This is a genomic window from Chryseobacterium sp. JUb7 (genome assembly GCF_024806495.1).
Classification (GTDB): domain Bacteria; phylum Bacteroidota; class Bacteroidia; order Flavobacteriales; family Weeksellaceae; genus Chryseobacterium.
This window is the reverse complement of sequence record NZ_JANUFF010000009.1, coordinates 38,184-63,834: the sequence shown is the minus strand read 5'-3', so window position 1 is coordinate 63,834 and position 25,651 is coordinate 38,184. Positions and strand designations below refer to the sequence as shown.

24 protein-coding genes and 1 pseudogene are annotated in these 25,651 nt (G+C 34.7%); 11 read left to right on the top strand and 14 right to left on the bottom strand.

The genetic code is table 11. The annotated features are described in order from the left end of the window. Positions 1-147: 147 nt before the first annotated feature. A complete protein-coding gene (locus M2373_RS15875) occupies positions 148-1,404 on the bottom strand; it encodes a dicarboxylate/amino acid:cation symporter (protein WP_259112028.1) in 1,257 nt (418 codons plus the stop codon). A gap of 220 nt (positions 1,405-1,624) precedes the next feature. Here M2373_RS15875 and M2373_RS15870 point away from each other — a divergent pair, with 220 nt between their 5' ends. The 4 genes from M2373_RS15870 (at position 1,625) to M2373_RS15855 (ending at position 7,372) form a co-directional block, all read left to right on the top strand. Beyond that, positions 1,625-2,119, top strand: a complete 495-nt coding sequence (locus tag M2373_RS15870) for a BON domain-containing protein (RefSeq protein ID WP_259112027.1) — start codon at positions 1,625-1,627, stop codon at positions 2,117-2,119. Positions 2,120-2,122: 3 nt separating this feature from the next. Then, positions 2,123-2,542 (top strand): SH3 domain-containing protein, encoded by a 420-nt coding sequence (locus tag M2373_RS15865; RefSeq protein WP_259112026.1) that lies wholly within the window; start codon positions 2,123-2,125, stop codon positions 2,540-2,542. 88 nt (positions 2,543-2,630) lie between these two features. Continuing rightward, complete coding sequence (locus tag M2373_RS15860; protein ID WP_259112025.1) at positions 2,631-5,405, top strand: outer membrane beta-barrel family protein; 2,775 nt, start codon at positions 2,631-2,633, stop codon at positions 5,403-5,405. A 104-nt stretch (positions 5,406-5,509) separates the two neighbouring features. After that, a complete protein-coding gene (locus M2373_RS15855) occupies positions 5,510-7,372 on the top strand; it encodes a CocE/NonD family hydrolase (protein ID WP_259112024.1) in 1,863 nt (620 codons plus the stop codon). A gap of 90 nt (positions 7,373-7,462) precedes the next feature. On the opposite strand, the gene M2373_RS15850 is transcribed toward M2373_RS15855, so the two are convergent. The 3 genes from M2373_RS15850 to speB all read right to left on the bottom strand — a co-directional run bounded on the left by M2373_RS15850 (position 7,463) and on the right by speB (position 9,955). Next, complete coding sequence (locus tag M2373_RS15850) at positions 7,463-8,071, bottom strand: alpha-ketoglutarate-dependent dioxygenase AlkB (RefSeq protein WP_259112148.1); 609 nt, start codon at positions 8,069-8,071, stop codon at positions 7,463-7,465. Between the two features lie 118 nt (positions 8,072-8,189). Further along, on the bottom strand, positions 8,190-9,032 hold the full coding sequence (locus M2373_RS15845) for a methylated-DNA--[protein]-cysteine S-methyltransferase (RefSeq protein WP_259112023.1): 843 nt from the start codon (positions 9,030-9,032) through the stop codon (positions 8,190-8,192). A gap of 68 nt (positions 9,033-9,100) precedes the next feature. Then, positions 9,101-9,955, bottom strand: a complete 855-nt coding sequence (gene speB, locus M2373_RS15840) for an agmatinase (protein WP_259112022.1) — start codon at positions 9,953-9,955, stop codon at positions 9,101-9,103. 244 nt (positions 9,956-10,199) lie between these two features. Here speB and M2373_RS15835 point away from each other — a divergent pair, with 244 nt between their 5' ends. Beyond that, positions 10,200-10,859: an HAD family phosphatase gene (locus M2373_RS15835; protein ID WP_259112021.1), complete on the top strand. Its 660-nt coding sequence runs from the start codon at positions 10,200-10,202 to the stop codon at positions 10,857-10,859. Between the two features lie 110 nt (positions 10,860-10,969). On the opposite strand, the gene M2373_RS15830 is transcribed toward M2373_RS15835, so the two are convergent. The 5 genes from M2373_RS15830 to M2373_RS15810 form a co-directional block, all read right to left on the bottom strand. Beyond that, positions 10,970-12,364 (bottom strand): arginine decarboxylase, encoded by a 1,395-nt coding sequence (locus M2373_RS15830; protein ID WP_259112020.1) that lies wholly within the window; start codon positions 12,362-12,364, stop codon positions 10,970-10,972. Positions 12,365-12,475: 111 nt separating this feature from the next. Beyond that, positions 12,476-13,351, bottom strand: a complete 876-nt coding sequence (locus tag M2373_RS15825) for a tyrosine-protein phosphatase (RefSeq protein ID WP_259112019.1) — start codon at positions 13,349-13,351, stop codon at positions 12,476-12,478. Positions 13,352-13,426: 75 nt separating this feature from the next. Next, entirely contained in the window at positions 13,427-14,056 is a 630-nt protein-coding gene (locus M2373_RS15820) for a thiamine diphosphokinase (RefSeq protein ID WP_259112018.1), read from the bottom strand. A 37-nt stretch (positions 14,057-14,093) separates the two neighbouring features. Further along, positions 14,094-14,684: a tetratricopeptide repeat protein gene (locus M2373_RS15815; RefSeq protein ID WP_259112017.1), complete on the bottom strand. Its 591-nt coding sequence runs from the start codon at positions 14,682-14,684 to the stop codon at positions 14,094-14,096. Between the two features lies 1 nt (position 14,685). Beyond that, positions 14,686-15,255: a cob(I)yrinic acid a,c-diamide adenosyltransferase gene (locus M2373_RS15810; protein ID WP_259112016.1), complete on the bottom strand. Its 570-nt coding sequence runs from the start codon at positions 15,253-15,255 to the stop codon at positions 14,686-14,688. Between the two features lie 132 nt (positions 15,256-15,387). On the opposite strand from M2373_RS15810, the gene M2373_RS15805 reads away from it, so the two are divergent. Next, a complete protein-coding gene (locus M2373_RS15805) occupies positions 15,388-15,600 on the top strand; it encodes a hypothetical protein (RefSeq protein WP_259112015.1) in 213 nt (70 codons plus the stop codon). Positions 15,601-15,919: 319 nt separating this feature from the next. Then, positions 15,920-16,411, top strand: a complete 492-nt coding sequence (locus tag M2373_RS15800; protein WP_259112014.1) for a DinB family protein — start codon at positions 15,920-15,922, stop codon at positions 16,409-16,411. Positions 16,412-16,524: 113 nt separating this feature from the next. Here the strand turns inward: M2373_RS15800 and M2373_RS15795 are convergent, their stop codons facing one another. The 4 genes and pseudogenes from M2373_RS15795 to lptB all read right to left on the bottom strand — a co-directional run. Then, positions 16,525-17,625 carry a linear amide C-N hydrolase gene (locus M2373_RS15795; protein ID WP_259112013.1) on the bottom strand — a complete coding sequence of 367 codons (1,101 nt, stop codon included), beginning with the start codon at positions 17,623-17,625 and terminating at the stop codon, positions 16,525-16,527. Positions 17,626-17,656: 31 nt separating this feature from the next. Next, entirely contained in the window at positions 17,657-18,607 is a 951-nt protein-coding gene (locus M2373_RS15790; RefSeq protein ID WP_259112012.1) for a YafY family protein, read from the bottom strand. 150 nt (positions 18,608-18,757) lie between these two features. Further along, on the bottom strand, positions 18,758-20,485 hold the full coding sequence (locus tag M2373_RS15785; protein ID WP_259112147.1) for an ABC transporter ATP-binding protein: 1,728 nt from the start codon (positions 20,483-20,485) through the stop codon (positions 18,758-18,760). A gap of 509 nt (positions 20,486-20,994) precedes the next feature. After that, positions 20,995-21,720, bottom strand: a pseudogene (gene lptB / locus M2373_RS15780) (LPS export ABC transporter ATP-binding protein); the annotation flags it as partial. 252 nt (positions 21,721-21,972) lie between these two features. Here lptB and M2373_RS15775 point away from each other — a divergent pair. Together M2373_RS15775 and M2373_RS15770 are read left to right on the top strand one after the other, a co-directional pair. Continuing rightward, positions 21,973-22,266 (top strand): TM2 domain-containing protein, encoded by a 294-nt coding sequence (locus tag M2373_RS15775; protein WP_259112010.1) that lies wholly within the window; start codon positions 21,973-21,975, stop codon positions 22,264-22,266. 73 nt (positions 22,267-22,339) lie between these two features. Next, positions 22,340-23,068 carry a hypothetical protein gene (locus tag M2373_RS15770; RefSeq protein WP_259112009.1) on the top strand — a complete coding sequence of 243 codons (729 nt, stop codon included), beginning with the start codon at positions 22,340-22,342 and terminating at the stop codon, positions 23,066-23,068. Between the two features lie 105 nt (positions 23,069-23,173). On the opposite strand, the gene hemB is transcribed toward M2373_RS15770, so the two are convergent. Then, positions 23,174-24,163, bottom strand: a complete 990-nt coding sequence (gene hemB, locus M2373_RS15765) for a porphobilinogen synthase (protein WP_259112008.1) — start codon at positions 24,161-24,163, stop codon at positions 23,174-23,176. Between the two features lie 119 nt (positions 24,164-24,282). Between hemB and M2373_RS15760 the strand changes: the two genes are divergently transcribed. Together M2373_RS15760 and M2373_RS15755 are read left to right on the top strand one after the other, a co-directional pair. Then, positions 24,283-24,633 carry a T9SS type A sorting domain-containing protein gene (locus tag M2373_RS15760; RefSeq protein WP_259112007.1) on the top strand — a complete coding sequence of 117 codons (351 nt, stop codon included), beginning with the start codon at positions 24,283-24,285 and terminating at the stop codon, positions 24,631-24,633. Positions 24,634-24,738: 105 nt separating this feature from the next. Further along, positions 24,739-25,650 carry an ABC transporter ATP-binding protein gene (locus tag M2373_RS15755; protein WP_259112006.1) on the top strand — a complete coding sequence of 304 codons (912 nt, stop codon included), beginning with the start codon at positions 24,739-24,741 and terminating at the stop codon, positions 25,648-25,650. Position 25,651: the final 1 nt, after the last annotated feature.

Here is a 25,651-nt window from a genome sequence, read left to right as displayed (position 1 = left end):
TTGCGGGTGGAGCGAAGCGGAACCCGTAACCAAAAAGATACAATGAAAAGCGGGAAACAGCTCCAAATAAAAAATGGTCAATAATAAACGTATTAAACATTCACTATTGACCATTGATTAGCCTAAGCTAAAATAATAATTTATGATTTAGACCACCTCGTTTCCGTTGCCATGTTCCAGCTGGCCTTCCCATTTGGAAACGGCAGATGTTGCCAGAGCATTTCCAAGAACATTGGTCATACTTCTTCCCATATCACAGAAGTGATCAATAGGTAAGATCAGGGCGATTCCTTCCGGTGGAATTCCAAACATTGAACATGTTGCCACGATAATTACCAAAGAAGCTCTCGGAACTCCTGCAATCCCTTTTGAAGTAAGCATTAATACTAAAAGCATGGTGATCTGTTGTCCCAAAGTCATTTCAATCCCGTAAATCTGAGCGATAAAGATAGAGGCAAACGTCATATACATCATACTTCCGTCCAGATTAAATGAATATCCCAATGGTAAAATGAAAGAAACCACTCTGCTGTTACAGCCAAATCTCTCTAACTCCTCTACTAATTTCGGGAAAACGGCCTCCGAACTTGTGGTTGAAAATGCAATCAATAATGGGGCTTTTATTCTTCTTAATAACTCGAAAAGTCTGTTTCCTAAAATTAAATATCCTGCCAATAAAAGAACCAGCCAAAGGATTCCCAGTGCAAAGAAGAAGTCTCTAAGATAAACCGCATAGACTTTGAAAATTTCAAATCCATTTGTCGCTACAACAGCGGCAATGGCTCCCAATACTCCAAGTGGTGCAAACCACATGATATATCCTACCATTTTCAGGATTCCGTGGGCTACAATATCAAATAATTTGATAACCGGCTGAGCATATTCTTCTCCTAAATTTGCCAGTGCTACCCCAAACATAATCGAAAATACAACAATCTGCAGTACTTCGTTAGTGGCAAAAGCTTCAAAAATACTTTTAGGAATAATGTGTTTTACGAAATCTTCCATTGAAAAACCTTTGCTGCTTTTCAATAATTCTTCCGCAGAAGCGGCATCCTGAATCGGAAGTTTTGTAACGTGTCCCGGTTCCATCCAGTTAACAAGCATTAAACCAATGAAAAGAGATACCAAAGAAGCAGAAATAAACCAGAGCATCGCCTTAGTTCCCACTCTACCAATCATTTTGATATCACTCATTTTGGCAATTCCAACGACCAAAGTGGTAAAAACCAACGGCGCAATAATCATCTGTACCAATCTGATGAAAACCGTTCCTAAAAGTTTTATATTTTTAGAAAAAGGTTCAGCACTCTCGGGGTACTGTATATGCACCAATCCTCCAATTCCCACTCCCACTACAAGTGCAATAATAATCGCTATAAATAGTTTATTCTGTCCTTTCATATAAATAATTCAAGTTTCGCAAATATAATATTTTTACAATTGGTGCAATATTTTGTTAAAACAGGATAATTTTTACACGAAAACATCAATCCATTAAAATTAACAACCTGGTACAGAAAATATTGCAAAAAAAATTAAAAAGATTTATTGAGTTTTAATCCTTTTGGTATAAATTTTATTATTACATTTACTTGTATTAACAACATCAAAATATACAACTATGAAAAAAACTATCGCAATGGCTGCATTGGCTGTAGCTGTGTCTTTCGGAGCAGTTTCTTGTAAGAAGAAAGTTTCCGATGCGGATCTTCAAACTCAGGCTACCACTATCGTAACCTCTAATCCAGGTGCAAGTGTAGAAGTGAAAAACGGAGAAGCACACCTAAGCGGAACTTTTGCTGATCAAGCTTCTAAAGATGCTATGATTACTCAATTAAAAGCAATTCCCGGAATCAAAAGTGTACATGATATGACTACCATTGAGGTAGCACCGGCTACACCGGCTCCGGTTGAAACTCAATCTGCGGTAGCTCCTGAAGTTCAGCAAAAAGTAAAAGATGCTGTAAAAGATTTCCCTTCTGTAAAAGTGGATGTAGTAAATGGCGAATTAACATTGACAGGAAACGTTTCTGCAGTACAGGCCAGAAAAATCAAGGAATCTGTAGATGCTTTGAAAGTTGGAAAAGTAAACTATAATTACACCGTAAAAAATTAAGAAATGAGCACATTACAGGATAAATATTCAGGCGTAGTTTCTGCTGCCCAGTCTGCAGGAATCTCAAATTTACAAGTTCAGGAACAAGACGGAATTCTTTATGTTTCAGGAAGTGCTTCCAATACTGCTGCTAAAGATGCCGTTTGGAATGCTTTGGGAGCTATTGATTCTACATATTCTGCTTCAGATATAAACATTGATGTACAGGTTGCAGGTCTTGCTGCCGGTGCTTCACTTACAGTAGCAACAGAAGAATCTAATCTGAATATAAGACAGGAACCATCCACAGAAGCTGCTGTTGTAGGTAAGGCTTCAAAAGGATCTTCAGTAACACTTATTGAGCAGACTTCTGATGATTGGTGGAAGATAAAAAGTGCCGACGGACAGGAAGGATATGCTTATTCAAGATATTTAAAGGCTTAAAACAATAAGTTTTAACTCTATTTAACTTAAAAACATCCCATTCCAGGGATGTTTTTTCTTTACTTTGTGCCTTCAAAAAAAACTATTAATGAAGAAACTACTGATATTGCTATTTTTAGCAATCAATGCAGTCATTTTACATGCACAAAAATTAAACATCGATGGGAAGGTCTCCAATTCTGAAAAAAAACCTGTTGAAAATGCTACGGTTTACCTACTGAAACAAAAAGATTCATCCATTATCAATTACACCTCAACCAATAATTTTGGTAAATTTTCATTAAAAACAGATAATGTCAGTGAGCCCACAGTTCTGAAAATTGATGCTGAAAAACTGAACTCCTACTCCAAAAAATTTGATAAAATAGATCAATCCGTTTCTTTAGGGGATATCGAACTGGACAAAAACACGGTTGTCAGTATTGATGAGGTGAAAATTACAGCCTCTCCGGTAAAAATCAAAAAAGATACCATAGAATTTAATGCCTCGGCGATTAAAGTTCGCCCGGACAGTAAAATTGAAGAGCTTTTAAAGCAGATTCCGGGGGTGGAAATCGATAATGATGGAAAAATAACCGTAAACGGAAAGGAAGTCGACCAGATAATGATCAATGGAAAACCGTTTTTTGACAAAGACGGAAAAATCGCTTTACAGAATCTTCCTGCTGATATCATTAAAAACATTCAGTTTACGACAACCAAAACCAAGGAAGAAGAGCTTAACGGAAAAAAAGCAAAATCTAATAATGCGACCATTAACTTTAATATCGATGAAAAGAAGAATAAAGGATTGATCTCCAGACTTACCCTTGGATACGGAAGCGACAAAAGATATGAAGGAAGCGGATTGATAAGTTATTTTAAAAATGACACAAAAGTAAGCCTGCTCGCCTCCTCCAATAATATCAATTCTCAGGGATTTTCCAATGATGAGGTTTTCGACAGCATGGGGCACGGAAGAAATTCGTGGCTGATGCAGGGAGGAAGCGTAAGAACTTCCGGAAGTACTACTTATTATATGCCTGGTGGAAACGCAAAAGGCATCCAAAAATCAACCACTGTCGGATTAAATTACAGCGATAAGCTTGGAAAAAATGCAGATCTTGAAAGTCTAAGTCTTATGCATACTGATAACAATCTGGAGACAAGATCTAAAGTTTCAAGAACAACATTACTTCCCAACTCCACACTAAAGACCGATTCCGAAAGCAATGGTGAAAATGAATCAAAACAATATAACTTTGACACCTCGGCAAGAATTAAACTTGATTCCCTGACCAATGTTTATATTTCGCCTTCATTTTCAAGAACGGAAGGTTTTAATTTTAACAATCTGAAATCCCAAACATTTGAAAATAATAAACTTCTGAACGAAAGCGATTCGTATACAAGTTCAAAATCGGAGAGCAATAGCTTTAATCCTAATATCTATTTTTCAAAAAGATTTAAAAAGAAAGGTCGAGTTGCTTATGCCAATATGAGCACTACAATTTCAGAATCTAAAAATGATAATCTGAATATATCAAATACAATATTTTATCCTAGACCTGACTCTACAAGTATTGATTCCAGAAATCAGCTTGCACGAACAAAAAGTCAAACTAATAATTATCGTTTCGGTGTTGGATACACGGAGCCTTTATCAGATTCAATAACTGTGAGTCTTAATGTAAATTACAGCTCAGCCAACAACAGAAATATCAGAAATGTAAATGATTTTGACAACAGTACAGGTCAATACTCAGATTACAATATGCTTTTATCCAACAGCATGAATCAGAAAATCAATCAGATATCCCCGGATTTAACTTTTGAAATCAATAAAAAAAAGCTAAGCACATGGGGATCTGTCGGACTTGATATTTCAGATATGAATGTAAGGTCAATTTTTAACGGCCAGCAATATAACCTTGATAAAAATTTTGTATTACCAAAATATAGTTTAAGTGTACAGTATCAGTTTTCACAAAGTAAAAGTCTGAGCATTTATAACTCTGGTGACTATAACATCCCTAGCGCAGAGCAGCTTACCCCTTATGAAGATTATTCGAATCCACTGATCGTATACAGAGGAAATCCGGACCTGAAAAATACATGGGCAAACAGAACGTATCTTTATTTCAATAGTTCCAATATGGTGAAAAATATCAGCTACTATTTAAATATTGGAATGACCTACGGAAATAATGACATTATTAATTATTCCTACTACGATGAATCAGGAAAACAGTTTGTAACCTATGAGAATGTTAGTGGAAACAAAAACTTTAATTTTGGAGGTGGTTTTAGTAAAACATTTAAATGGAAAGATAATAAACTGACGATTAATCCAAGATTTAATATGAATTTTGGCTACAACAGAGGTTTTATTAACAGCCAGGAGTTTTCAAGCAATAATTACAACATCAATCCCGGGCTTAATCTTACGTATGAGATCAAGGATAAAATGACTATCAGACCTTCTTACAGGCTAGGTTATAATTTCTCAAACTACACCAACTACAGTGTTGATAAAGTACAGACTTCCAATCAGGCATTAAAACTGGAGCTTACCAACTACCTTTTCAAAACCAGATTAGTATTCGGGAACGATTTTGAATATAATACAAACTCCAATATTGCTCCCGGTTTCAAAAAAGACTTTTACTTCTGGAATACCAGTTTAGGATATGCGTTCTTCAATAAACAGCTTACAGCAAAAGTAAAAATTTATGATGTCTTAAATCAGAATCAAAGTGTAAGAAGAACAATTTCGAGCGCTTATTTTGAAGACCGTGAAGATTTGATTCTTAAACGTTACGTAATGTTTTCACTGACGATGAAGCTCAATAAATTTGCCGGAAAAAAAATGTCGGGTAAATAAAATAATCAGCTTAACTAGAAATGACCGGAAAAAATTTCCGGTCATTTCTTTTACAGGATGTGTCTAAAGTATTTTTATCATTAAATTAGCGTCAAATTTTATGTATGAAAATCCATCTGTCCATTTTATTTGTTTTCTTTTTCATTTTTGGAAATTCGCAAACTCAGCAACCACCCGCAGATCCTTTTGTGAAAGATAACTTCACAAAAAAAGAATTTTATATCACCATGCGCGACGGTGTGAAGCTATTTACGATTGCTTATATTCCTAAGGATATTTCCAGTAAAAACAAATATCCTTTTTTAATGCAAAGGACCTGCTACAGCATTGCTCCTTACGGTGAAAATGAATACAAAACGAAACTTGGTCCGAACCAGTATTTAATGAAAGACAAATATATTTTTGTATTTCAGGATGTTCGCGGAAGATACATGAGTGAAGGCACATTCACCAATATGACTCCGCAGGTCGATCACAAAACCAAGAAAGATGTTGATGAAAGTACAGATACTTACGACACAATCGACTGGTTGATCAAAAATATTAAAGATAACAATGGAAAAGTGGGTCAATATGGAACTTCATATCCTGGATTTTATACTGCTGTAGGGGTTTTGGCTCAGCATCCGGCTTTAGTGGCCTCTTCTCCACAAGCTCCGATTTCAGATTTCTGGAATGATGATTTTCTTCATAACGGAAGATTTATGATGGGCTATTTCAGAACTTTCCCGGTTTTCGGAGTTCAGAAAACAAAACCTGAAAATAAAGCATGGTACACCGATTCCATGATCAAGACAACATCTGAAGACGGTTTGAAGTTCTACAGAGATATGGGAACTTTAAAAGACGGTTATGAAAAATATTATAAAAATAATTTTTTTATGACAGAAATTATGAACCACACCAATTACGATGAATTCTGGCAAAAAAGAAGCCTTCTTCCCCATCTTAAAAACGTAAACCATGCAGTGATGACTGTCGGAGGCTGGTTTGATGCAGAAGACCTGTCAGGACCTCTGAATATTTATAAAACGATCGAAAAAACAAGTCCGAAAGCTAAAAATACCATCGTCATGGGACCTTTTTCTCATGGTGGCTGGGGCCGTGAAGAAGGCAAGCATTTCCACAATCAGATCTATTTCGGAGACAGCATTGCTACTTATTATCAGAAAAATATTGAAACGAAATTTTTCAATCACTATTTAAAGGGCAATACCAAACAGGATGCCGGCTTACCGGAAGCTTTAATGTATGATACCGGAGCGAAACAATGGCGTGAATTTACAACCTACCCTCCAAAAGAAGGACAAAAAGTAAGCTTCTATTTATCAAACGGAACACTGAAAAATACTACAGGGCAAGGATCTTCTGAATATTATAGTGATCCGAACAACCCTGTTTTAAGTTCCGATAACCTGAAAGATTTTAATGGTTTTACTCCACGAAATTATATGTCAGAAGATCAAAGATTTGCAGAAGGAAGACCTGATGTTTTGACTTTTACCACAGATGTTCTGACCGACGATATGACTTTCGCAGGAGAGATTATGGCTAAATTAAATATCGCTTCCACTTCCACAGACGCAGATTTTGCAGTGAAATTAATTGATGTTTATCCTGAAGACTTCAAGCCTGCTGAGAAAAAAGAAGGTGTGATTTACGGAAATTATCACCAAATGGTAAGAAGTGAAATAATGCCTGCCAGATTCAGAAATTCAAGAGAAAAAGCCGAAGCCTTGGTTCCTAATCAAAAAACGGCCGTAAATTTCAGACTGCAGGATGTTGTTCATACCTTTAAAAAAGGACATAAAATCCAGATACAGATTTCTTCAACCTGGTTTCCGTTATTTGCCATTAACCCACAGAAATTCTTAGATAATCCGAATTTTGCTACAAAAGAAGATTATACAAAAGCGTTTATTAAGATTTTTGAAGATAGTGCGATTGAAGTTGAGGTTTTGAAATAAAGTTTAAAAGCTGTTCGGATTGAACAGCTTTTTCTTTTTATCCTCGCTTAATTAAGCACTGAGTTTGTCAAAATTTTTACGCAAAAAAATTTACTCTTCAATCGTTCTGAATGTCAGATTTACTCGTGGATTTTTTACTTTTGTTGTTGGAGGGAGGCGATGTAGCCAATTTTCCTGAGTTGTTCCCTTCATCACCAGTAAACTTCCGTTTTCTAGAAATATGTCAACTTTTTCTTTCGTTGTTTTATGTTTAAATAAAAATTTTCTTTCCGCTCCGAAAGTTAAAGATGCGATCGCTCCATGTTTTTTCAAATCCTTTTCACCATCACTGTGGTAGGCCATTCCTTCACTTCCGTCATGATATAAATTCAACAAACAGGAATTATAGGTTTCTCCTGAAACTTCTTCACATTTCCGTTTTAATTCTAATAATTCAGGAGTCCAGAATTTGGCATGTTTCGTCCGTTTAGAATAGGTATATTCGAATGGTTTTTCACCAAACCATGCCACTTTCCTTTTCGTTAAAATTAATTTTCCGAAAATAATTGCTTCATCATTTTCCCATGGAATCTGATTGAATAGATAGTCGTAATAAAAATCAGATTTTTCCTTAGAAAAAACTTTTCCATAATAATTGACGGTTCCGTCATTAGGAAGGATATTTATAGGATAATCGGATATATCTTCGAATAGACTCATCATTTTTAATAATTTTTTTTAAGCTGAATATTTTAAATACAAATGGCACAAATATTTTCACAAATAAGCATAAAAATCTGTGTAAATCCTTGAAATCTCCGGGCTAAAATATTTAATTTTAAGAATAAATTCGCGAACTTTCCCAGCCCACCATCAGTTGCTTTCTGTCACTTCCCCATCGGTAGCCTCCAAGATTTCCCGAAGACTGAATCACGCGGTGACAAGGAATCAAAAATGCTACCGGATTACTTCCAATCGCCGTTCCTACTGCTCTTGAAGCATTGGGATTTCCAATTTTTTCAGCTAAATTTCCGTAGGTTGATAGTTTTCCCATTGGGATTGTCAAAAGACTTTCCCAGACTTTCAATTGAAAATCAGTGGCTTTTAAATGTAATTTTATCGTATTGAGCTTTGTCCAGTCTTTATTAAATATGGACAGTGCATTTTTCTGAAATCCGTCCTGTTTTTCAAAAAAAGAAGCATTGGGAAATTTTAAAATTAAATCTCCCAATGCTTTATTGGTATCGGTTTCAAAAGCCATATAACAGATTCCTTTTTCTGTGGAAGCTGTGATTACGTTTCCAAAAGGGGTTTCGGAAAAACTGTAATTAATGTTGAGGCTTTTTCCTCCGTTTTTATATTCTGCCGGAGACATTCCTTCAATTTTTACAAACAGATCATGCAATCTGCTTGTGCTCGAAAATCCTGTCTCATAAGCGGTATCAAATAAACTTGCTTTTTCTTCCTTCAGCAAATTTTTAGCATGTTCAAGACTGATGAACTGTAAAAATTTCTTAGGACTTGTTCCCGCCCAATCTGTGAATATCTTCTGAAAATGGGCCGGACTCAGATTAATCTTTTCTGCTACTTCATCCAAACTCGGCTGAAGCTTAAAATTGTCTTGGATATACGCTATCGCTTTCGCAATTCGGTTATAATCAATTTGATTTTGTGTGGACATATCATTTTGTTTTACCTCACAAATTTCCAAAGAATTTTCAGCAGAAAAAATCCGATTCTTGCGAAGTTTTAGTCTTGATTAATATGATAATAAGCAAGCATTTTGTAATATAATTTCGCAGCCAGGAATGCACTTGGTTTTGCCATCGGAGAATCCATTAATTCTACAATATCAAACGCTACAACGTTACATTTTTCGAATACTTTTCTTAATAATTCCAATGTTGGATACCATTGTAAACCGCCTGGCTCAGGAGTACCTGTTGAAGGGCAAATTGAAGGATCAAATGCATCCAAATCAATTGTAATATAAACATTTCCTGAAACTTTTTCCAACACGTCATTTACCCAGTTTTCATTGTTGGCAATTTCGTGAGCAAAAAATACTCTTCCTTCCGGTAAATATTCAGCTTCTTCGATATCCATAGAACGGATTCCCACCTGTACCAAATTATGCTTCTGATTCGCTTCAAAAACCGCACAAGCATGATTAGAAGTAGATCCGTGAAATTCCGGACGTAAATCTGTGTGTGCATCTAACTGAAGAACCGTTAAGTTCTCATATTTCTCACCAACTGCACGGATCGAACCGATAGAAACAGAATGCTCGCCACCGAAAAGTGTAAATAATTTACCATCATTGTTCAAAAGTTCTTTAGTTTTCTGGTAAACTGCTTCAGTCATTGCTTCAGGTGAAGATTTTTCAGAAATCTCTCCTGCCAAATAAACGCCTTCCAAATATGGTTCTGTCTGAGTTTCGATGTCATAAAGCTCCATGTTTTCAGAAGCATCCAAAAACAATTCAGGGCCTTTGTCAGCTCCTTTTCCCCAAGTTGAAGTTCCATCATAAGGAACGGTTACCAACATTACTTTAGAGTTCTCTAATGATGCATTTTCTTCAGGAATTCCCGCGTATGTTTTCATGTCTTATTTAAAAATTAAATGATTTCGGCAAAGATACGGAAAAGTGGTTGGAAGCTAGAGGATGGAGGCTGGAAGTTTTTACAAAATGACGAAAAATTAAACGTAATAATTTAGACTTCCATCACCTGGCTTGCAACTTCAAGACTTTGCTTACAGCCAAAATTATACATCACAATTTTAAACCTCCATCCTCCAACTTCCCGCTTCCCGCCAAAATCATTACCTTTGTTAAAAACAAAATTTTATGCCTTTAAAAGCTGTTCTTTTCGATATGGATGGAGTGATTGTAGATACAGAACCATTACATAGAAAAGCTTATTTCAAAACCTTTGATGAACTGGAAATTGTGGTTTCCGAAGATTTATATACTTCTTTTACAGGTGCTTCTACCAAAAGGGTTTGCGACACTTTAATTAATCAATTTAATCTGACCCAGACTTACGAAGATATTGCGACCATCAAAAGAGCTCATTTTAAAGATTATTTTTACAATGATGAAGAATTTGATTTAATTCCGGGAGTAAGAGAACTGATTCAACATTATCATGAAAATGGGATTGTTTTAATTCTGGCTTCTTCAGCAACAATGACCACTATTAATATGGTTTTTGAAAAATTCGAACTGGAAAAATATTTCAGTGGGAAAATAAGCGGTGCTGATTTAAAAGAATCAAAACCTCATCCTGAAGTATTCTTATTAGCCGCTGAAATGGCTGGTGAACCTGTTGAAAACTGCATAGTCATCGAAGATTCTACAAATGGAATTTTAGCTGCACACCGAGCCAATATTTTTTGTGCGGCGTATAGAAGTCCACACTCTAAAAATCAGGATTATACATTAGCCGACACAGTGGTTTCAGATTATGCAGAACTTGAATTGGATAAAGTTTCAAAATATTTTTAATAGAAAAAGCTCTCAAAATTGAGAGCTTTGTTTTATAAGTTTTTTGGCTAAAAGCCTTTTTTTATTGATGAGATTGCTTCGTTGCTTTCGCTCCCCGCAATGACAGATATTTATTTATAACCCAAAAGTTTCAATACATCTTCAGGTTCCTGTTTTTCACGGAAAACTTCATAATGCAGCTCCCCATTTTCATCTTTCTGGATCAGGACGTGTCTCGGCTGAGGCATCAGACAGTGATGAATTCCACCAAATCCGCTGATCGCTTCTTGATAAGCACCCGTATGGAAAAATCCGATATACAGAGGTTTTGTATCACTGAAGACCGGTAAATAAATAGCATTTGTATGCTGCTCTGAGTTGTAATAATCGTCCGAATCACAAGTCAGTCCACCTAAGAAAACTCTTTCATAAGTATCATCCCAACGGTTTAACGGAAGCATAATAAAGTGTCTTGAAATTGCCCATGTATCAGGAAGAGTCGTCATGAAAGAAGAATCAATCATATTCCACTTTTCTCTGTCATTCTGACGTTTTTGAGAAATGATTTTATAGATATTCGCTCCACTTTCACCTACTGTAAAGCTTCCGAACTCAGTATAAATATTTGGTTCTTCTACCCCTTCTTCTTCACAGAATTTCTTGATTTGAGAAACAATTTCCTCAACCATATACTGATAATCGTAATCAAACTGCAAAGATGTTTTGATAGGGAAACCACCTCCGATGTTCAAAGAATTCACTTCCGGAGCAATTTTCTTCAAACGTGCATATACACGAAGACATTTGTACAATTCGTTCCAGTAATAAGCCGTGTCTTTGATCCCGGTATTAATGAAAAAGTGAAGCATTTTCAATCTTGCATTCGGGTGCTCAGCGATTTTTTGGCTGTAATAAGGAATAATATCTTTGTATCCGATTCCTAATCTAGAGGTATAAAATTCGAACTTCGGCTCTTCCTCAGATGCAATTCTGATTCCGATGTCGAAAGTAGTATCGATACTTTCCGTCAATTTATCCAATTCACGGTAGTTGTCCAGAATCGGGGTAATATTTTCAAACCCATTATTGATTAAATCGGAAATTTTCGTCAGATAATCATCTGTTTTGAAACCGTTACAGATTACTTCAATATTTTTATCTACTTTTCCGTTTTCGTAAAGAGATTTTACGATATCCATGTCATAAGCAGAAGAAGTTTCTATAGAAATATCATTTTTCAATGCCTCTTCAAGCACAAATTTAAAATGACTTGATTTTGTACAGTAGCAATATCTATAATTCTTCTTATATTCGGTTTTCTCAAAGGCTTCCTTAAACCAGCTCTTGGCTTTCTGGATATTTTGAGAAATTCTTGGCAGGTAGCTAATTTTTAGCGGGGTGCCAAATTTTTCAACAACATCCATCAAAGGAATGTCGTGAAACAACAAATTGTTCTCAGACACATTGAATTCCTCTGTAGGAAAATACAACGTCTGATCAATAAGTTCCGAGTATTTTATTTTCATTTCTAAACAAGTGAATTAAGAAATGCAAAATTGCTAAAAAAGTTTGGTTTTTTAGCGTTAAAATTATTATAATTTTTCAGGTGTTTTTCAGTAAAAACTTCGCTTAAATTATCAATACGTAAACTTTTGAATATATTCTTCCCTTTTATTTTTAGAAATTCCTAAAACCTGTTGAATATATATATCCGTTGAACCATATTTATTATTGATTTCGTTAAAGGCAGAATCTAAATAATCGGTTTCAATCCAGCTTAATTTTTCAAGGACTTTAATATCCATTTTGGGATACAGAAAATGTAAGCTGCTCGCAAGTTTAAGTCTTTTGTCAACTAATTTTTTCCTGTAGTTATTTGATAATAGATAATCATTGTAAATGGTTTCTTTATCAAACTTTAAAATCGTCAAAATTAATGCGGTCGTAATTCCTGTTCTGTCTTTTCCTGCAGTACAGTGATACAAAACAGGACGATCTGATTCTAAAATTTCAGTGATGATTTTCTTAATGATGGTAGGGTTTTCAGTGACATAATCTTTATAAAAACCGAGCATTCTTTTATCGGCATCAGAACCATTTACTTTTCCTTTTAAAACCAACTTTTTAGCCTGATCCAGCTGATCTCCTTCATCTTCAAATGCAGAGAAATTTTTATAAACAACTCCATCGGGAAGGTTGTCCGGTTTTTGGGCAATTTCTTTTGAATTTCTAAGATCTATTACTTCTTTTATTCCTAATTTTTCAAGTTCACCAAAAGATTTTTCCTTCAGTGTATGAAGATGTCCGCTTCTGTAAAGCTTTCCTTCTTTCAAAGTTCGCCCGTCAATATTTTTAATATTTCCAACCGTTCTGAAATTATAGACTTTCCTGATAGCAATCTCTTTTCCTGTTTCATTTTTCCCGTATTCGGGTGTGGAAAAACTCTGCGTTTTACAGGAGAAAATGCAGAATATTGAAATGATTAAAAATAATATTTTAATTGGGTTTTTCATTTTTTACTTTCCCACAGATTTCACGGATTTATACAAAGTTTTATATTGTTACTAAATTGTAACGAGTGTTTAAAGTCATAAATAATTTCTTCCGATAAAAACCAGCAAATCCCCTTTTTCATATTCAATAGATACCTCATCTTCGACGGCGAAGTTTCTGGTTCCGATTCTTGATGTTATGCTTAAACTTCCGTGAGTAAGAGGCCAGTTGAGTCCTTTTGTCGTAATATTTTCAACAGATGGAAAAGGATATAACGAAACCATTTTATTTTTCACATCGTTAATAATCATATTTTTCGGAATAAAATAGTATTCTGAAAACTCGTCATAAAACCTGATGTTTAACTGATCTTTAAATCCGAAAGCAACGGTAAGATTCCCTAAAAAATGATCCTGCTCACCTCCGCTTCCGCCTAAGACGTCAACATTTTTGAAACCTCTTTCTACAATTATTTCCAGCGCCTTATGAAAATCTGTTTTATCCTGATCAGGAGTATAAATAAATTTGTCTTCATAAATATTTTCATCCTTGCCCGAATGTGAGTCAAAATCGCCCGAAATAAAATCAAGTTTACCCAAAGGAAAATTCAGATTCTTCAGGTAATGAAAAGCTCCGTCCGTGCAGGCAATTAAACCGTATTTCTCAGGATCTGGAAAAGATTTCGGAGGTTCTCCGTTGATGAAAAGTAATACCTTATCTTTCATTCTATCTATTCTTTTTTACTTTTTCAATAATCTTCTTTTATCTCGCTACAATTTTCCATTTTTTCACATTTTTCCCAGGCCTATTCGCCTCTGCTTTTTGTATAAATTGTCTAGCATCGTTTATATCATCAGCATCAGGTTGCATTTCAATATATATTTTATAAGCTTCCAACATTCTGCTCACTTCATCATAAGATAAACCTTCCGTCCCCAACAAATTTCGATATGAATTTCCGATATAAAAATTCACCGCAAAATACTGATCAGAATTTTTATCAATTAAATGATAAAACCTTTCAAAATAATCAATTGCTTTATGAAAATCTGGTTTATTATTTGAAAAGTTATTGATTCCACCATACCAAAGAGCAGCCGAAAATGAAGGATCTTTTTTTAATATTTCAGTAATAATTTTTTCCGCCTGATTATTTTTATTTTGATTTATTAGAGCTAAAGCCAGCTGTGACTTAAAAATTAAATTCTCAGGCTCTTGTTTTAAGCCTTTTCGAAAAACACTTTCCGCTTCAGAAAACTTCTTTTCAGAGATAAGATTATTTCCATCATCAAGAAAATTCTGTGAAAAAACAAGACTTGAAGAAAACAGTAATAATAAAAATATTTTTTTCATATTATCTTTCATTCGGATTCCAGTATTCTTCCGGTTCGTTGTTGATTTTTGAAATATATCTCGCCAAAACGAAAAGATAATCTGAAAGTCTGTTTAAATATTTGATCAGTTCCGGTCGAACCTCTTCTGATTCGTTTAAGAACACTAAAGAACGTTCTGCTCTCCTGCAGATTGTTCGTGCCGCATGTAAAAATGTAGCAGGCTTTCCGCCTCCGGGAAGAATAAAATACTGAAGAGGCTCCAGTTTATCTTCAAAAGCATCCATCCAGTTCTCCAATTCTTCGATTTCCGTATCTGAAATAATTAATGGCAGACGTGATTTTCCATTGGCCAGCATCAGCTTATCAACGGGAGTAGCCGCTTCCGAACCCACCGTGAATAAATCAAACTGTATTTTTTTTAATTGTTTCAAGACTTCTTCATCCTCAATATGACTTTTCGAAATTCCTATAAATGAGTTTAATTCGTCTATATTTCCGTAGCTGTCAACTCTCGCACTTGCTTTTGAAACTCTTGTTCCGCCATACAAAGCAGTCTGACCTTTATCGCCTGTTTTTGTATAAATTTTCATAGTACTAAAATACTTTTTTCCAGGAAGGCTGACAAGTATTTTATTGATCTTGGTTACAGACAGGATTTCGCATAGCCCCAGATTTAGATTTAAAATATTTTATATTTGTATCCCAATCTGTCAATTTTCAGTATGAGTTCCGTAGAGTTGATATTATTTATTATTACTTTCCTTACCCTAATGCTTTTCAGTCTTTCCGGCTTGCTTAAAGCCATGAATAAAGTGAAGAGCAAAAAAACGGGTGAAAAGAGAGAAGGGATTCAAAAACTAAACAGGGTGGCCAATGAAAATGCGGCACAAAGTATTGTTGAAACGGGCTTACACTTTTTTAAGAACTTATTTTAAATACGATCTGTCACTCTTAGAATAACTCAAAAAAATACTATTCAGGAAAATTTTCAGGAAATTGAAAAGAACAAGCAATTTCTCAATAAATTCATTTTTATTCATTCGCTTCAACAAAAATGATCGATCAAAATGACCGACCATTCTCAAATTATTTATCTACCTAACATTGTCTTAAGTATAATGATCTAACGGAAAAAACTGCAATATTATTTTAATACATAAAAAATATTTTTCCGGACTAAAATCCTACTGACAAACTGTTGTCATAATTCTCCTTTACCTTTGTATCAACAATAACACTTAAAACAAATAAATTATGTCAACTACAGCAACCATCACAAAACAATTTATGACTTCCGAACAATTATTAGAACATTGGCAGGGACACAGAAATCTGACCAGAAGAGTAATCGAAGCGTTTCCTGAAAAAGACTTATTCGAATTTTCGATAGGCGGAATGAGACCTTTTGCAAAATTGGCAGTAGAGCTCATCAGCATCGGAGGACCGGCTTTGAAAGGAATCGTTGATAAAAATATGGAAGCTTATAATGAAGAAGGTTTCAGTCCAAAAACGAAGGAAGATATTTTGAAAAGATGGGATGAAGAAACGGAGGTCATTAGCAATTATTTTCATCAGATTTCTGAAGAGCGTTTACAGGAAACATTCAATCTGTTTGGTCAGTATGAATTTCCGGTTTATCAGAATATTTTATATTTCGTTGATAATGAAATTCACCACCGTGGCCAGGGATACGTTTATTTACGTGCTTTAGGTATTGAACCGCCTTTTTTTTGGGAGAGATTTTAGGTTCCTTAATGCCTTTATGGAGACTAAAATTGCTTATAGAAAATAATACTGTCAAATCTATCATTTCCAAACAAAAAAGCTTTCAGAAATTCTGAAAGCTTTTCGTTTATTATTTAATTCGGGAGTATATTTTTAAAAAACTTAATGATATTGGCTTTGAGCTTTACAAATGTTTCTGAAGTTCCAAATACCTTATTATCATAACCGATTGGAAAACCCTTTTCAACATATTCATTATTTTTATTCAAAGTAAGAATTTCAAAATTACGGTTTACCAGTCCTAAACTTTCAGTATGAATATCTAAAAATTTCACAGATGTATTTTTAGAAAAGTCTAATTTTTTAAGATCAATTGTTTTCACTTCCTTTTTCAAATCTGAACGAAAAGAAAGATTCATATTTTTCAAATCTATTACGGTTTGCCATTCTCCTGCATGAATTGAGTTTAAAATATTCCAGGCATAATCTACAGGTTTTTTATCGTATTGATAATTTTTCAGCATAAAATAAGCCCTGTTGTAGCGGTCTTCCCATTTTCCCTGCTGGCTAAAATCAAATTTTTCATTTCCCCCTAAAAAATCGAATTTCTTAACTGCTTCAAGATCCTTATTATATTGATTATTGCATAAAAGAGGCATTGGCATATCTTTATCCGTCAATACTTTATATTTCCCATCCAACAGAGCAATTGTCGCTGTATTACCTTTTGCATCACTTAAAAAAAAGTGACTTCCGGCTGCATTTGGCCACCAGTCGATATTCGGACCTTTATTAAGATGATCTACTACTTCCTGAACCGATTTATAATTATCCAGTTGGTATTGAATCCACTGTGCCCAAAACATATTGGCTTGAGAAGGGTTGACAACTTTTGAAGTTTCTTCCAAATAAAGCTCAACCAGAAAGAGTCCTTTTTCATTGACTCCGTAGCATGGAAAGTCGTATCCGAGAAGGTTAAAAGTCACAGAACCGTACTTAGAAATCCATTCTTTTGAATATTGAGAGTTGTCTGTACTCAAATTTTCCCAACTGATATTTCTTTTCTGAACATCACGTTTGTTTACCACAATCATCCCGGGCATTGTTTTCCAGTTTTCATTAAAACCTACTACACAATGGTCTTTTCCTTTCAGTAAAAATGCCGAACAGGCTGAAATCACAGTCGAATAAACGATTGCACCTAATAAAAAACATCGTAAAAATAAAAACTTCATGGGTTTCGAGTAAAAATGGTTAATCTCTTTCTTATACTTTCTTTGAAATTTTAGAGACCAGTTCTTTAAGACTTACTTTCAAGGATTCCGGTTCCAAAACTTCTGCATAATCTGCAAAGGTAATTAACCAACGGGGAAATCCTTCTTTTATCCAATCGGTTTCAAAAATTAATTCGACCCCGTTTTCTCGTTCAACCTCTTCAATTAAACCATAATATTTTTTTGAATTAATGAGATGTCCGATAATTTTTTTCTCTACTAAAAGTCGAACTTTTGTTTTATTTCCATTGGGATTCTGTCTGTAATCATTTATTTGACCATATTCCTGCAGGAAAGGATTCTGAGTTTTAAAAATCTGAAGAATACGGTCTACCCTAAATTGTCTGAAATCATTCCGTAACGTACAAAAAGCCATGATATACCAATAGTTGAACTCAAAAAAAACGCCTACCACTTCAATCGTTCGCATAGAAACCTTGGAATCTACGGTTGTATATTCTAAAGTTATTTGCTTCTTTTCTGCAATACTTTCCAGAATAATCGGAATAATATTTTGAATATTATCTTCTGTTTTTGGATGATAATTGTAGACATCGATCTGCTTTTCAATATTCTGAATCAAATTTCTGTCAGAATATTTCAGTACAGAACGTACTTTTTCCATCGCCGACTGATAGTGATTTCCTAAACTTTGATGTAGAAATTTCTGCATCAGTTTTTCGGCGGTGATAAAACTTAACACTTCTTCTTTCGTGAACATCACGGGCGGAAGTTTATAGCCATCCATCAGAGAATATCCACTTCCCGCTTCCCCGATAATGGGAATTCCGGCATTTTCCAATGTTTTGACATCACGATAAATCGTTCTGACACTTACATCAAATTTTGCAGCCAGATCCTGTGCTCTTACCAATGGTTTAGACTGGAGCTGTGTGAGAATAGCGGTTACACGGTCAAGTTTTTTAAGATAGTGCTCGTTCATTGAATAGTTGACAGTTAATAAGGGTTTAGGGTTTAGGGTTTAGGGTTTAGGGTTTAGGGTTTAGGGTTTAGGGTTTAGGGTTTAGCAAAAATAATATCTAATATCTAATATCTAATATCTAATATCTAATATCTAATATCTAATATCTAATTAATTATCCTTAAAAGTACTCACCAATTTATCCAAATTTAAACTTCTCGCGGAAGCATCAAAAATTTCTCTGTAAGTTCCGTTGATCTGCACCAGTTCATCGTGGGTTCCGCTTTCTACAACCCTGCCCTTTTTCATTACATAAATTTTATCTGAATCTAAAATTTGCGATAACGAATGGGAAATAATAATCACCGTTCTTCCTTCTTTTATTGCATCCAGGGAATTTTTAATCTGCTCTGTTGCGATAGCATCCAGACTTGCTGTGGGTTCATCAAGGAAAATAATCGGAGGATTTTTCAGGAATAATCTTGCAATGGCAATTCTCTGCTGCTGTCCCCCTGAAAGCTGTGTGGCATCGTGTCTGTATCCTTCCGGCAAGTCTAAAATCTGTTCGTGGAGATATGCCTTTTTAGCAGCTTCTTCAATTTCTTCAAATGTTGCATTCATATTTCCGTAGCGAATGTTATCTTCAATACTTCCCTGGAATATGTGATTTTTTTGAAGAACCAATCCTAAATCATCCCTCAAAAAAGTATTATCAAAATCATTCAAATTGACTTGATCAAGCAAGATTTCGCCTGAATTCGGAAGATAAAATTTACACAAAAGATTGATGATTGTTGATTTTCCGGCTCCACTCAACCCCACCAGGGCCGTTGTTTTTCCATTTTCAATTTTCATAGAAACATCGTGCAAAGCCTGAGTTCCGTTCGGATAGGAAAAATTGACGTTTTTTAATTCAAAATTTCCTTTAATTTTCTTCTCAACAAAATTTCCATTGGGTTCTTTTTCGGCATCAGCATTTAAAATATCAAAATAGCCTTCTGCATAAATCATTGCATCATTCATATCATCATAAATTCTGTGCAATTGTCTAATCGGAGCCGAGACATTGTTGAAAAGCATAATGTGAAGCATGATAGCACCGATGGTCATTTGCTGATCCAATACCAGATAAACTGTCAGAAGGATAATTAAAACAACGCCAAACTGTTCGATAAAAGTTTTTAAACCATCGTAAATAAAATTTGTTTTCCGGGTAAACATCTGGCTTTCCATCAACTGCATCTGTAAATCATATTGTTTTTTTCCTTCGAATTTTTCGCGGACAAAACTTTTAATGACCATAATGGAATTAATCAAATTTAAAAGACCCGAAGTTTTTTGCTCACGCTGATTTCTCAGCTGCCGACGGACTCCACCCAATTTCTTGGCCTGTAATGAGCTTATATAAAAATAAATAGGAACGATAACCGTAGAAACAATCCCTACATAAACATTCTGTATATACATGATAACCAATGCAATAATTGCATTAGAAAATAATGGAAGCATATCGATAAAGAAGTTCTGTACAAGTCTTGTCAGACTTTCAATTCCCCGGTCTATTCTTATCTGTAGTTTCCCTGATTCGTGGTTTTCATCATTAAAATATGCCACGCGATATGTCAAAATCTTATCAATTGCTGACTGCGCCAATACCGAACTTACATTGATTCTTATTTTTTCACCATAAAACTTCTGTCCGAAATTGATAAAAATATTCAGCAGCTCTTTGCCTAATAAAATAATCGAAATGATAACCAGAATATGGATTCCTTCAGACATCGGATGTGGAAGATGCGTCAATTTTGTAACCTCATCAACTGTATACTTTAAAACGAGAGGATTGACCTGCGCTGCAAGAGCTCCTAAAAAAGTAAGGAATAAAGTCCCGTAAATCATCAGACGATATGGCCGTATGAAAGGAACAAGCTGTTTATAAATTCCGAATAAAGTGACGGTTCTGTTGAAAGGTTTTGCCATAGGAATTATTTTAACTAAAAAACGTACCGTTTCCGAGAGAAAAGGTACGTCTTATTCTATTTTTCAGCAAATTTAATTGCTTATTTTAAATTTTATCCTTCGTAAAAATACGTTGTCAGATAATGCAGCTCAGATTGGCTTGCAGCTTTTGATTCAGCCTCAGCCTGCTCTAAAGTATAATGCGAATTGATTTCTTTTCTTTGGAAAATAAAAGAATTATTGGCGTTTTTATCAACTACATTATTGAAAATATGTTCAATTTCTGAGTTTGAAAGCGAGGCAAAACTGATATCTTCAAAACCGTACATTAATCTTAAATCATCAAACTGATTAAAGTTTTCATCTGCAAAGCCCTGGAATTGAGATTTCGATTCGAAATTTCCGGCCCAGATATTATAAGCATATTTCTTTTTTTTCGGTTTATCGAAAATATTTTGATAAACGAAGTTTTCACCAAGATAGGCTTCTCTTACCTGCGGATCATTGGCCAGTTCTTCAGGAAGACCTTCTTTCAGAATTCGACCTTCAAACATGATGTACGTTTTATTGGTAATAGCTAAGGTCTGCTGCACATTGTGATCGGTAATCAAAATTCCGATATTTTTATCTGTCAGACTTCTTACAATTTTCTGGATATCTTCCACGGCAATCGGGTCTACCCCTGCAAAAGGTTCATCCAAAAGAATAAAACTAGGGTCTGTTGCCAGACATCTTGCAATTTCCGTTCTACGTCTTTCTCCTCCTGAAAGAAGATCTCCACGGTTTTTACGGACGTGCTGCAATGAAAATTCCTCGACCAATTCATCACATTTGATCTGTTGCTCGCGTTTTGAAAGTTTTGTTAGCTGCAAAACTCCCATGATATTCTCCTCCACGGAAAGTTTTCTGAAAACCGATGCTTCCTGAGCCAGATAACCGATACCCTTTTGAGCCCGGCGATACATCGCGTCAGTCGTAATTTCCTGTTTATCAAGAAAAATTTTCCCTGAAGTGGGCTTAACCAAACCAACAATCATATAAAACGAAGTGGTTTTTCCTGCTCCGTTCGGACCAAGCAAACCTACAATCTCTCCCTGCTGAACCTGTACAGAAACGCCTTTTACAACTTTTTTAGGACCGTATTCTTTGATTAAGTTTTCTCCTCGTAAAATCATAGTCGCAAAGATAAAGTTTTTTTGAATTCAAATTTTAGATAAAAAAACAGAGGCTGAAGTTTTATGAAATTTTAATATGGATAGTATTTAGATCCTTCGAATACTTCGCGCTCAGGATGACATCTCGAATACTAACTGCTGTAATGTATGATGAATGATATTATATTTTAGTGACAACAAATTAAGATGTAACATTTTATGTTTTAATCACTACTTATTCAATACAATCAAAGAACTTCAAAAAATATTAAAATGGAAAATTACGGTTATACAAAAACTGAATACAATCAAAATCAGCAAAATAATATACCTTATCGCTCAGAGAAGAAAATTCCTGCAGCTATTTTAGGAATTCTTGTAGGATGGCTGGCTTTAAATAAATTTTATCTAGGCTATACCAAAGAAGGCATTATTCAGCTCGTCTTAAATATTATCACCTTCGGAGCAGCTTCAATTATTCCTTTTATAGAAGGTATTTTATATCTGTTCATGAGTGATAAGCAATTTGATGATACATATGTTTATGGTAAAAAAGGCTGGCTGTAAGATTTAGTCTAAACCTCTTTATTTTTTGTTTTATTTCCATAATTTTATGGACCTATCAACAATGAAATTTATTATGGAAAATAATCAACAGTTAACAGATCTTCTGGCCCTGGATCTGGGACTTAATATTGTCAATCGCAGGCCTTATGCAAAGGAAGTTTTTAAATGGCAGGATATGGATCTTCTTCCCCATTCTTCCGCAGACACTTTACTTTGTGAAATTTTTGAATGGAATGGCAGAAACTGGCGAACAACAGGAAATAATCTGATTGGATTTCTGTTTTCAGAAGATCAGCTCAGCACCATTAAGAATCAGGTGATGAATGTACAGAAATTTCCGGCCCTTATTCCTGATTTTGAATTTACAAAAGACAGTATGATCGAGTATGGTCTTTCTCTTCCTTCATTATTCAATATCGGAATTAATGGAAATATTAAAAATGCCAAAGATTTTTCAATAAGAGTAAACGGAGTTACAAAATCAAGAATTACAAACATAGACTCTCCCGGAATTGAGATTTTAAGAAATTATTCGGAATTTACACAGACTAAATCCAAAACATACAGGAAAAATGTGAAGTTTAATTTTTTAAGCACATCTCTTTTCTATGCAGAAAGTGTGGAAATTTATCTTGAAAAGGAATCCGGAGTTGCTTTAGATGTCAGTTTTCAGACTCAGAATGTAGAAGTGGAAGCAAAACTTGACACCGATACCAAGAAAAATTTTGTTCTGAAATATACCGGAAACCAAGCGCCTTTTGCTGCTAAGTTTACGAAAGGAAAAGATTTTGATATCTCTTAAATTAGTTTTGAGTTAAAAGTTATGAATTATGAGTTGATCAACGCTGTGAAATTTACAGAGCAATTTAAACTCATAATTCATAACTTATAATTTATAACCCAAAAATTACCTGTTCAGAATCATTGCAGCTTCTTTTGCAAAATAGGTAAAAATCATATCTGCTCCTGCTCTTTTGAAACAAGTTAGACTTTCAATGATCGTTGTATCATTATCCAGCCATCCGTTTTGTGCCGCAGCCTTTACCATTGCATATTCTCCACTTACATTGTAAACTGCAATCGGCAGATCAATAGCTTCACGTACTTTAGAAACGATGTCTAAATAAGGAAGTCCCGGTTTAATCATAATAATATCCGCTCCTTCATCAATATCTTTAAAAACTTCGTTTAATGCCTCACGGGAATTATGAAAATCCATCTGATAGGTCTTTTTGTCTTTAGGAATTTCCATATTATCTTTTGGAGCACTGTCTAATGCACTTCTGAAAGGTCCGTAAAAAGAACTCGCATATTTTGCGGCATAGCTCAGAATTCCTACATCTGTAAATCCACTTTCTTCCAGCGCTTCACGAATGACCTGAACCCTTCCGTCCATCATATCACTTGGTGCCACAATGTCAGCACCTGCTTCTGCATGAGAAACAGACATTCTTGCCAGTGCATCGTTGGTCGCATCATTAACAATTTTACCGTTTTCAATGATTCCATCATGTCCATAGATTGAGTATGGATCCAATGCTACATCCGGCATGACGATCATTTCCGGAACAGCATCTTTAATGGCCTTGATGGTAGTCTGCATCAGCCCGTTTTTATTCCAAGCTTCCTTCCCGGTGTTGTCTTTTACATGTTCTGACACTTTCATGTACAGATTGACAGCTTTTACACCCAAAGAAAATAATTCCTTACATTCCTTCACCGTTAAATCTATGCTCCTCCTGAAAATACCCGGCATCGACGGGATTGGCTCCTGTTTGTTTTCGCCCTCCATTACAAAGATGGGCATCACAAAATCATTCGTTGTAAGAATATTTTCTCTTACCAAACTTCTTATAGATTCATTGACTCTAAGTCTTCTATTTCTTGAATGTATCATTTTGGAATACTTTTTGAATAAGTTTCTGCAAATTTACTACAAGTTCTATAAAAAACTATTGCAGGAGATTGTAGAATTTTTTACTTTTGTTAGGAAATACTTAGAGAAATTATAATTTGATGAAAAAACTTTTACTTTTATTACTATTTATAGGCACTTTTGTTGGGTTTTCCAACAATTTTAAAGCTCAACTCAGAGAGCCTGGTTCCATCTCACAAAAATCTGATGATGGTGTGCTTGTTGCCTATCCAAATCCTGCGAAGGATTTCCTTATCGTTAAGGCAAAGGATTCTTCTTTAAGAATCAAAAGTGTGACTTTTTATTCCATTTTGGGTACTCAAGTTGCTAATTATTCAGTAAATATGAATTCGGGAGAGATTAATATTGAAAAATTGAAACCCGGAAAATATTTAATTCGCTATATCTTAAGCGATAATACGCAAAAAGTTACTCAAATAGTAAAACAATAAAACTAAATCCTGATAAACATCAGGATTTTTTCTTTTACATTAATTCTGTTTTAATTATTCCGTAACTTTCGGGACTTTTTTATACTAATTGTAAAAAACAATTTAATGCTAAAAGCTGAACATATTCGAAAGACCTATAATGCAGGGAAAAAAGTAGCATTGGATGATTTTAGCATCCATGTTCCAAAAGGAAGTATTTACGGTCTTTTAGGCCCGAACGGAGCGGGAAAAACTTCTTTCATCCGTATTATCAATCAAATTACCCAGGCTGATTCCGGGGAAGTTCTTATCAACGGTGAGAAGCTAAATCCAAGCCATATTAAAGATATTGGTTATATGCCTGAAGAAAGAGGTTTATATAAAAATATGAGTGTCGGAGATCAGATACTGTATTTCGGGGAACTGAAAGGGATGAGTAAAAACGATGCTTTGCAGGAAGCAAAAAAATGGTTTGATAAACTCAATATCGACCAATGGTGGAAAAAGAAATTATCTGAACTTTCAAAAGGAATGGCTCAGAAAATTCAGTTTGTGGTAACCGTTCTTCACAGACCTCATCTTTTGATTCTCGATGAGCCGTTTTCAGGTTTTGATCCTGTAAATGCCAACTTAATTAAAGATCAGATTATTGATCTTAAAAATAACGGAACCACCATCATTCTTTCTACCCACAGAATGGAGAGTGTGGAAGAAATGTGTGATTATGTTGCTTTAATTAATAATTCTAAAAAAATTATTGACGGAAGAGTTTTTGATGTAAGAGAAAAATTTAAGAAAAATATTTTCGGAATTACCCTTTCTGAGGTAAATGAGACTCAATTGGATACCTTCAAAAACAAGTATGAAATTTTCAATATGACCAATGAAAATAATCTGGTATCTTTTGATTTAAAAAACGAAAGCGATCAGAATCATATTCTTCTGGACCTTGTGAATGTCGGAAAAGTGAGATCTTTTGACGAAAGAATTCCAAGTATGAATGAAGTATTTATTAATGCGGTAAGCAATAACTCTTAAT

What these genes read in the sequence shown, in the direction of transcription:
- M2373_RS15875 (WP_259112028.1), bottom strand. Translation starts at nt 1,404, where the DNA reads ATGAAAGGACAGAATAAACTATTTATAGCGATTATTATTGCACTTGTA.
- M2373_RS15870 (WP_259112027.1), top strand. Translation starts at nt 1,625, where the DNA reads ATGAAAAAAACTATCGCAATGGCTGCATTGGCTGTAGCTGTGTCTTTC.
- M2373_RS15865 (WP_259112026.1), top strand. Translation starts at nt 2,123, where the DNA reads ATGAGCACATTACAGGATAAATATTCAGGCGTAGTTTCTGCTGCCCAG.
- M2373_RS15860 (WP_259112025.1), top strand. Translation starts at nt 2,631, where the DNA reads ATGAAGAAACTACTGATATTGCTATTTTTAGCAATCAATGCAGTCATT.
- M2373_RS15855 (WP_259112024.1), top strand. Translation starts at nt 5,510, where the DNA reads ATGAAAATCCATCTGTCCATTTTATTTGTTTTCTTTTTCATTTTTGGA.
- M2373_RS15850 (WP_259112148.1), bottom strand. Translation starts at nt 8,071, where the DNA reads ATGAGTCTATTCGAAGATATATCCGATTATCCTATAAATATCCTTCCT.
- M2373_RS15845 (WP_259112023.1), bottom strand. Translation starts at nt 9,032, where the DNA reads ATGTCCACACAAAATCAAATTGATTATAACCGAATTGCGAAAGCGATA.
- speB (WP_259112022.1), bottom strand. Translation starts at nt 9,955, where the DNA reads ATGAAAACATACGCGGGAATTCCTGAAGAAAATGCATCATTAGAGAAC.
- M2373_RS15835 (WP_259112021.1), top strand. Translation starts at nt 10,200, where the DNA reads ATGCCTTTAAAAGCTGTTCTTTTCGATATGGATGGAGTGATTGTAGAT.
- M2373_RS15830 (WP_259112020.1), bottom strand. Translation starts at nt 12,364, where the DNA reads ATGAAAATAAAATACTCGGAACTTATTGATCAGACGTTGTATTTTCCT.
- M2373_RS15825 (WP_259112019.1), bottom strand. Translation starts at nt 13,351, where the DNA reads ATGAAAAACCCAATTAAAATATTATTTTTAATCATTTCAATATTCTGC.
- M2373_RS15820 (WP_259112018.1), bottom strand. Translation starts at nt 14,056, where the DNA reads ATGAAAGATAAGGTATTACTTTTCATCAACGGAGAACCTCCGAAATCT.
- M2373_RS15815 (WP_259112017.1), bottom strand. Translation starts at nt 14,684, where the DNA reads ATGAAAAAAATATTTTTATTATTACTGTTTTCTTCAAGTCTTGTTTTT.
- M2373_RS15810 (WP_259112016.1), bottom strand. Translation starts at nt 15,255, where the DNA reads ATGAAAATTTATACAAAAACAGGCGATAAAGGTCAGACTGCTTTGTAT.
- M2373_RS15805 (WP_259112015.1), top strand. Translation starts at nt 15,388, where the DNA reads ATGAGTTCCGTAGAGTTGATATTATTTATTATTACTTTCCTTACCCTA.
- M2373_RS15800 (WP_259112014.1), top strand. Translation starts at nt 15,920, where the DNA reads ATGTCAACTACAGCAACCATCACAAAACAATTTATGACTTCCGAACAA.
- M2373_RS15795 (WP_259112013.1), bottom strand. Translation starts at nt 17,625, where the DNA reads ATGAAGTTTTTATTTTTACGATGTTTTTTATTAGGTGCAATCGTTTAT.
- M2373_RS15790 (WP_259112012.1), bottom strand. Translation starts at nt 18,607, where the DNA reads ATGAACGAGCACTATCTTAAAAAACTTGACCGTGTAACCGCTATTCTC.
- M2373_RS15785 (WP_259112147.1), bottom strand. Translation starts at nt 20,485, where the DNA reads ATGATTTACGGGACTTTATTCCTTACTTTTTTAGGAGCTCTTGCAGCG.
- M2373_RS15775 (WP_259112010.1), top strand. Translation starts at nt 21,973, where the DNA reads ATGGAAAATTACGGTTATACAAAAACTGAATACAATCAAAATCAGCAA.
- M2373_RS15770 (WP_259112009.1), top strand. Translation starts at nt 22,340, where the DNA reads ATGGAAAATAATCAACAGTTAACAGATCTTCTGGCCCTGGATCTGGGA.
- hemB (WP_259112008.1), bottom strand. Translation starts at nt 24,163, where the DNA reads ATGATACATTCAAGAAATAGAAGACTTAGAGTCAATGAATCTATAAGA.
- M2373_RS15760 (WP_259112007.1), top strand. Translation starts at nt 24,283, where the DNA reads ATGAAAAAACTTTTACTTTTATTACTATTTATAGGCACTTTTGTTGGG.
- M2373_RS15755 (WP_259112006.1), top strand. Translation starts at nt 24,739, where the DNA reads ATGCTAAAAGCTGAACATATTCGAAAGACCTATAATGCAGGGAAAAAA.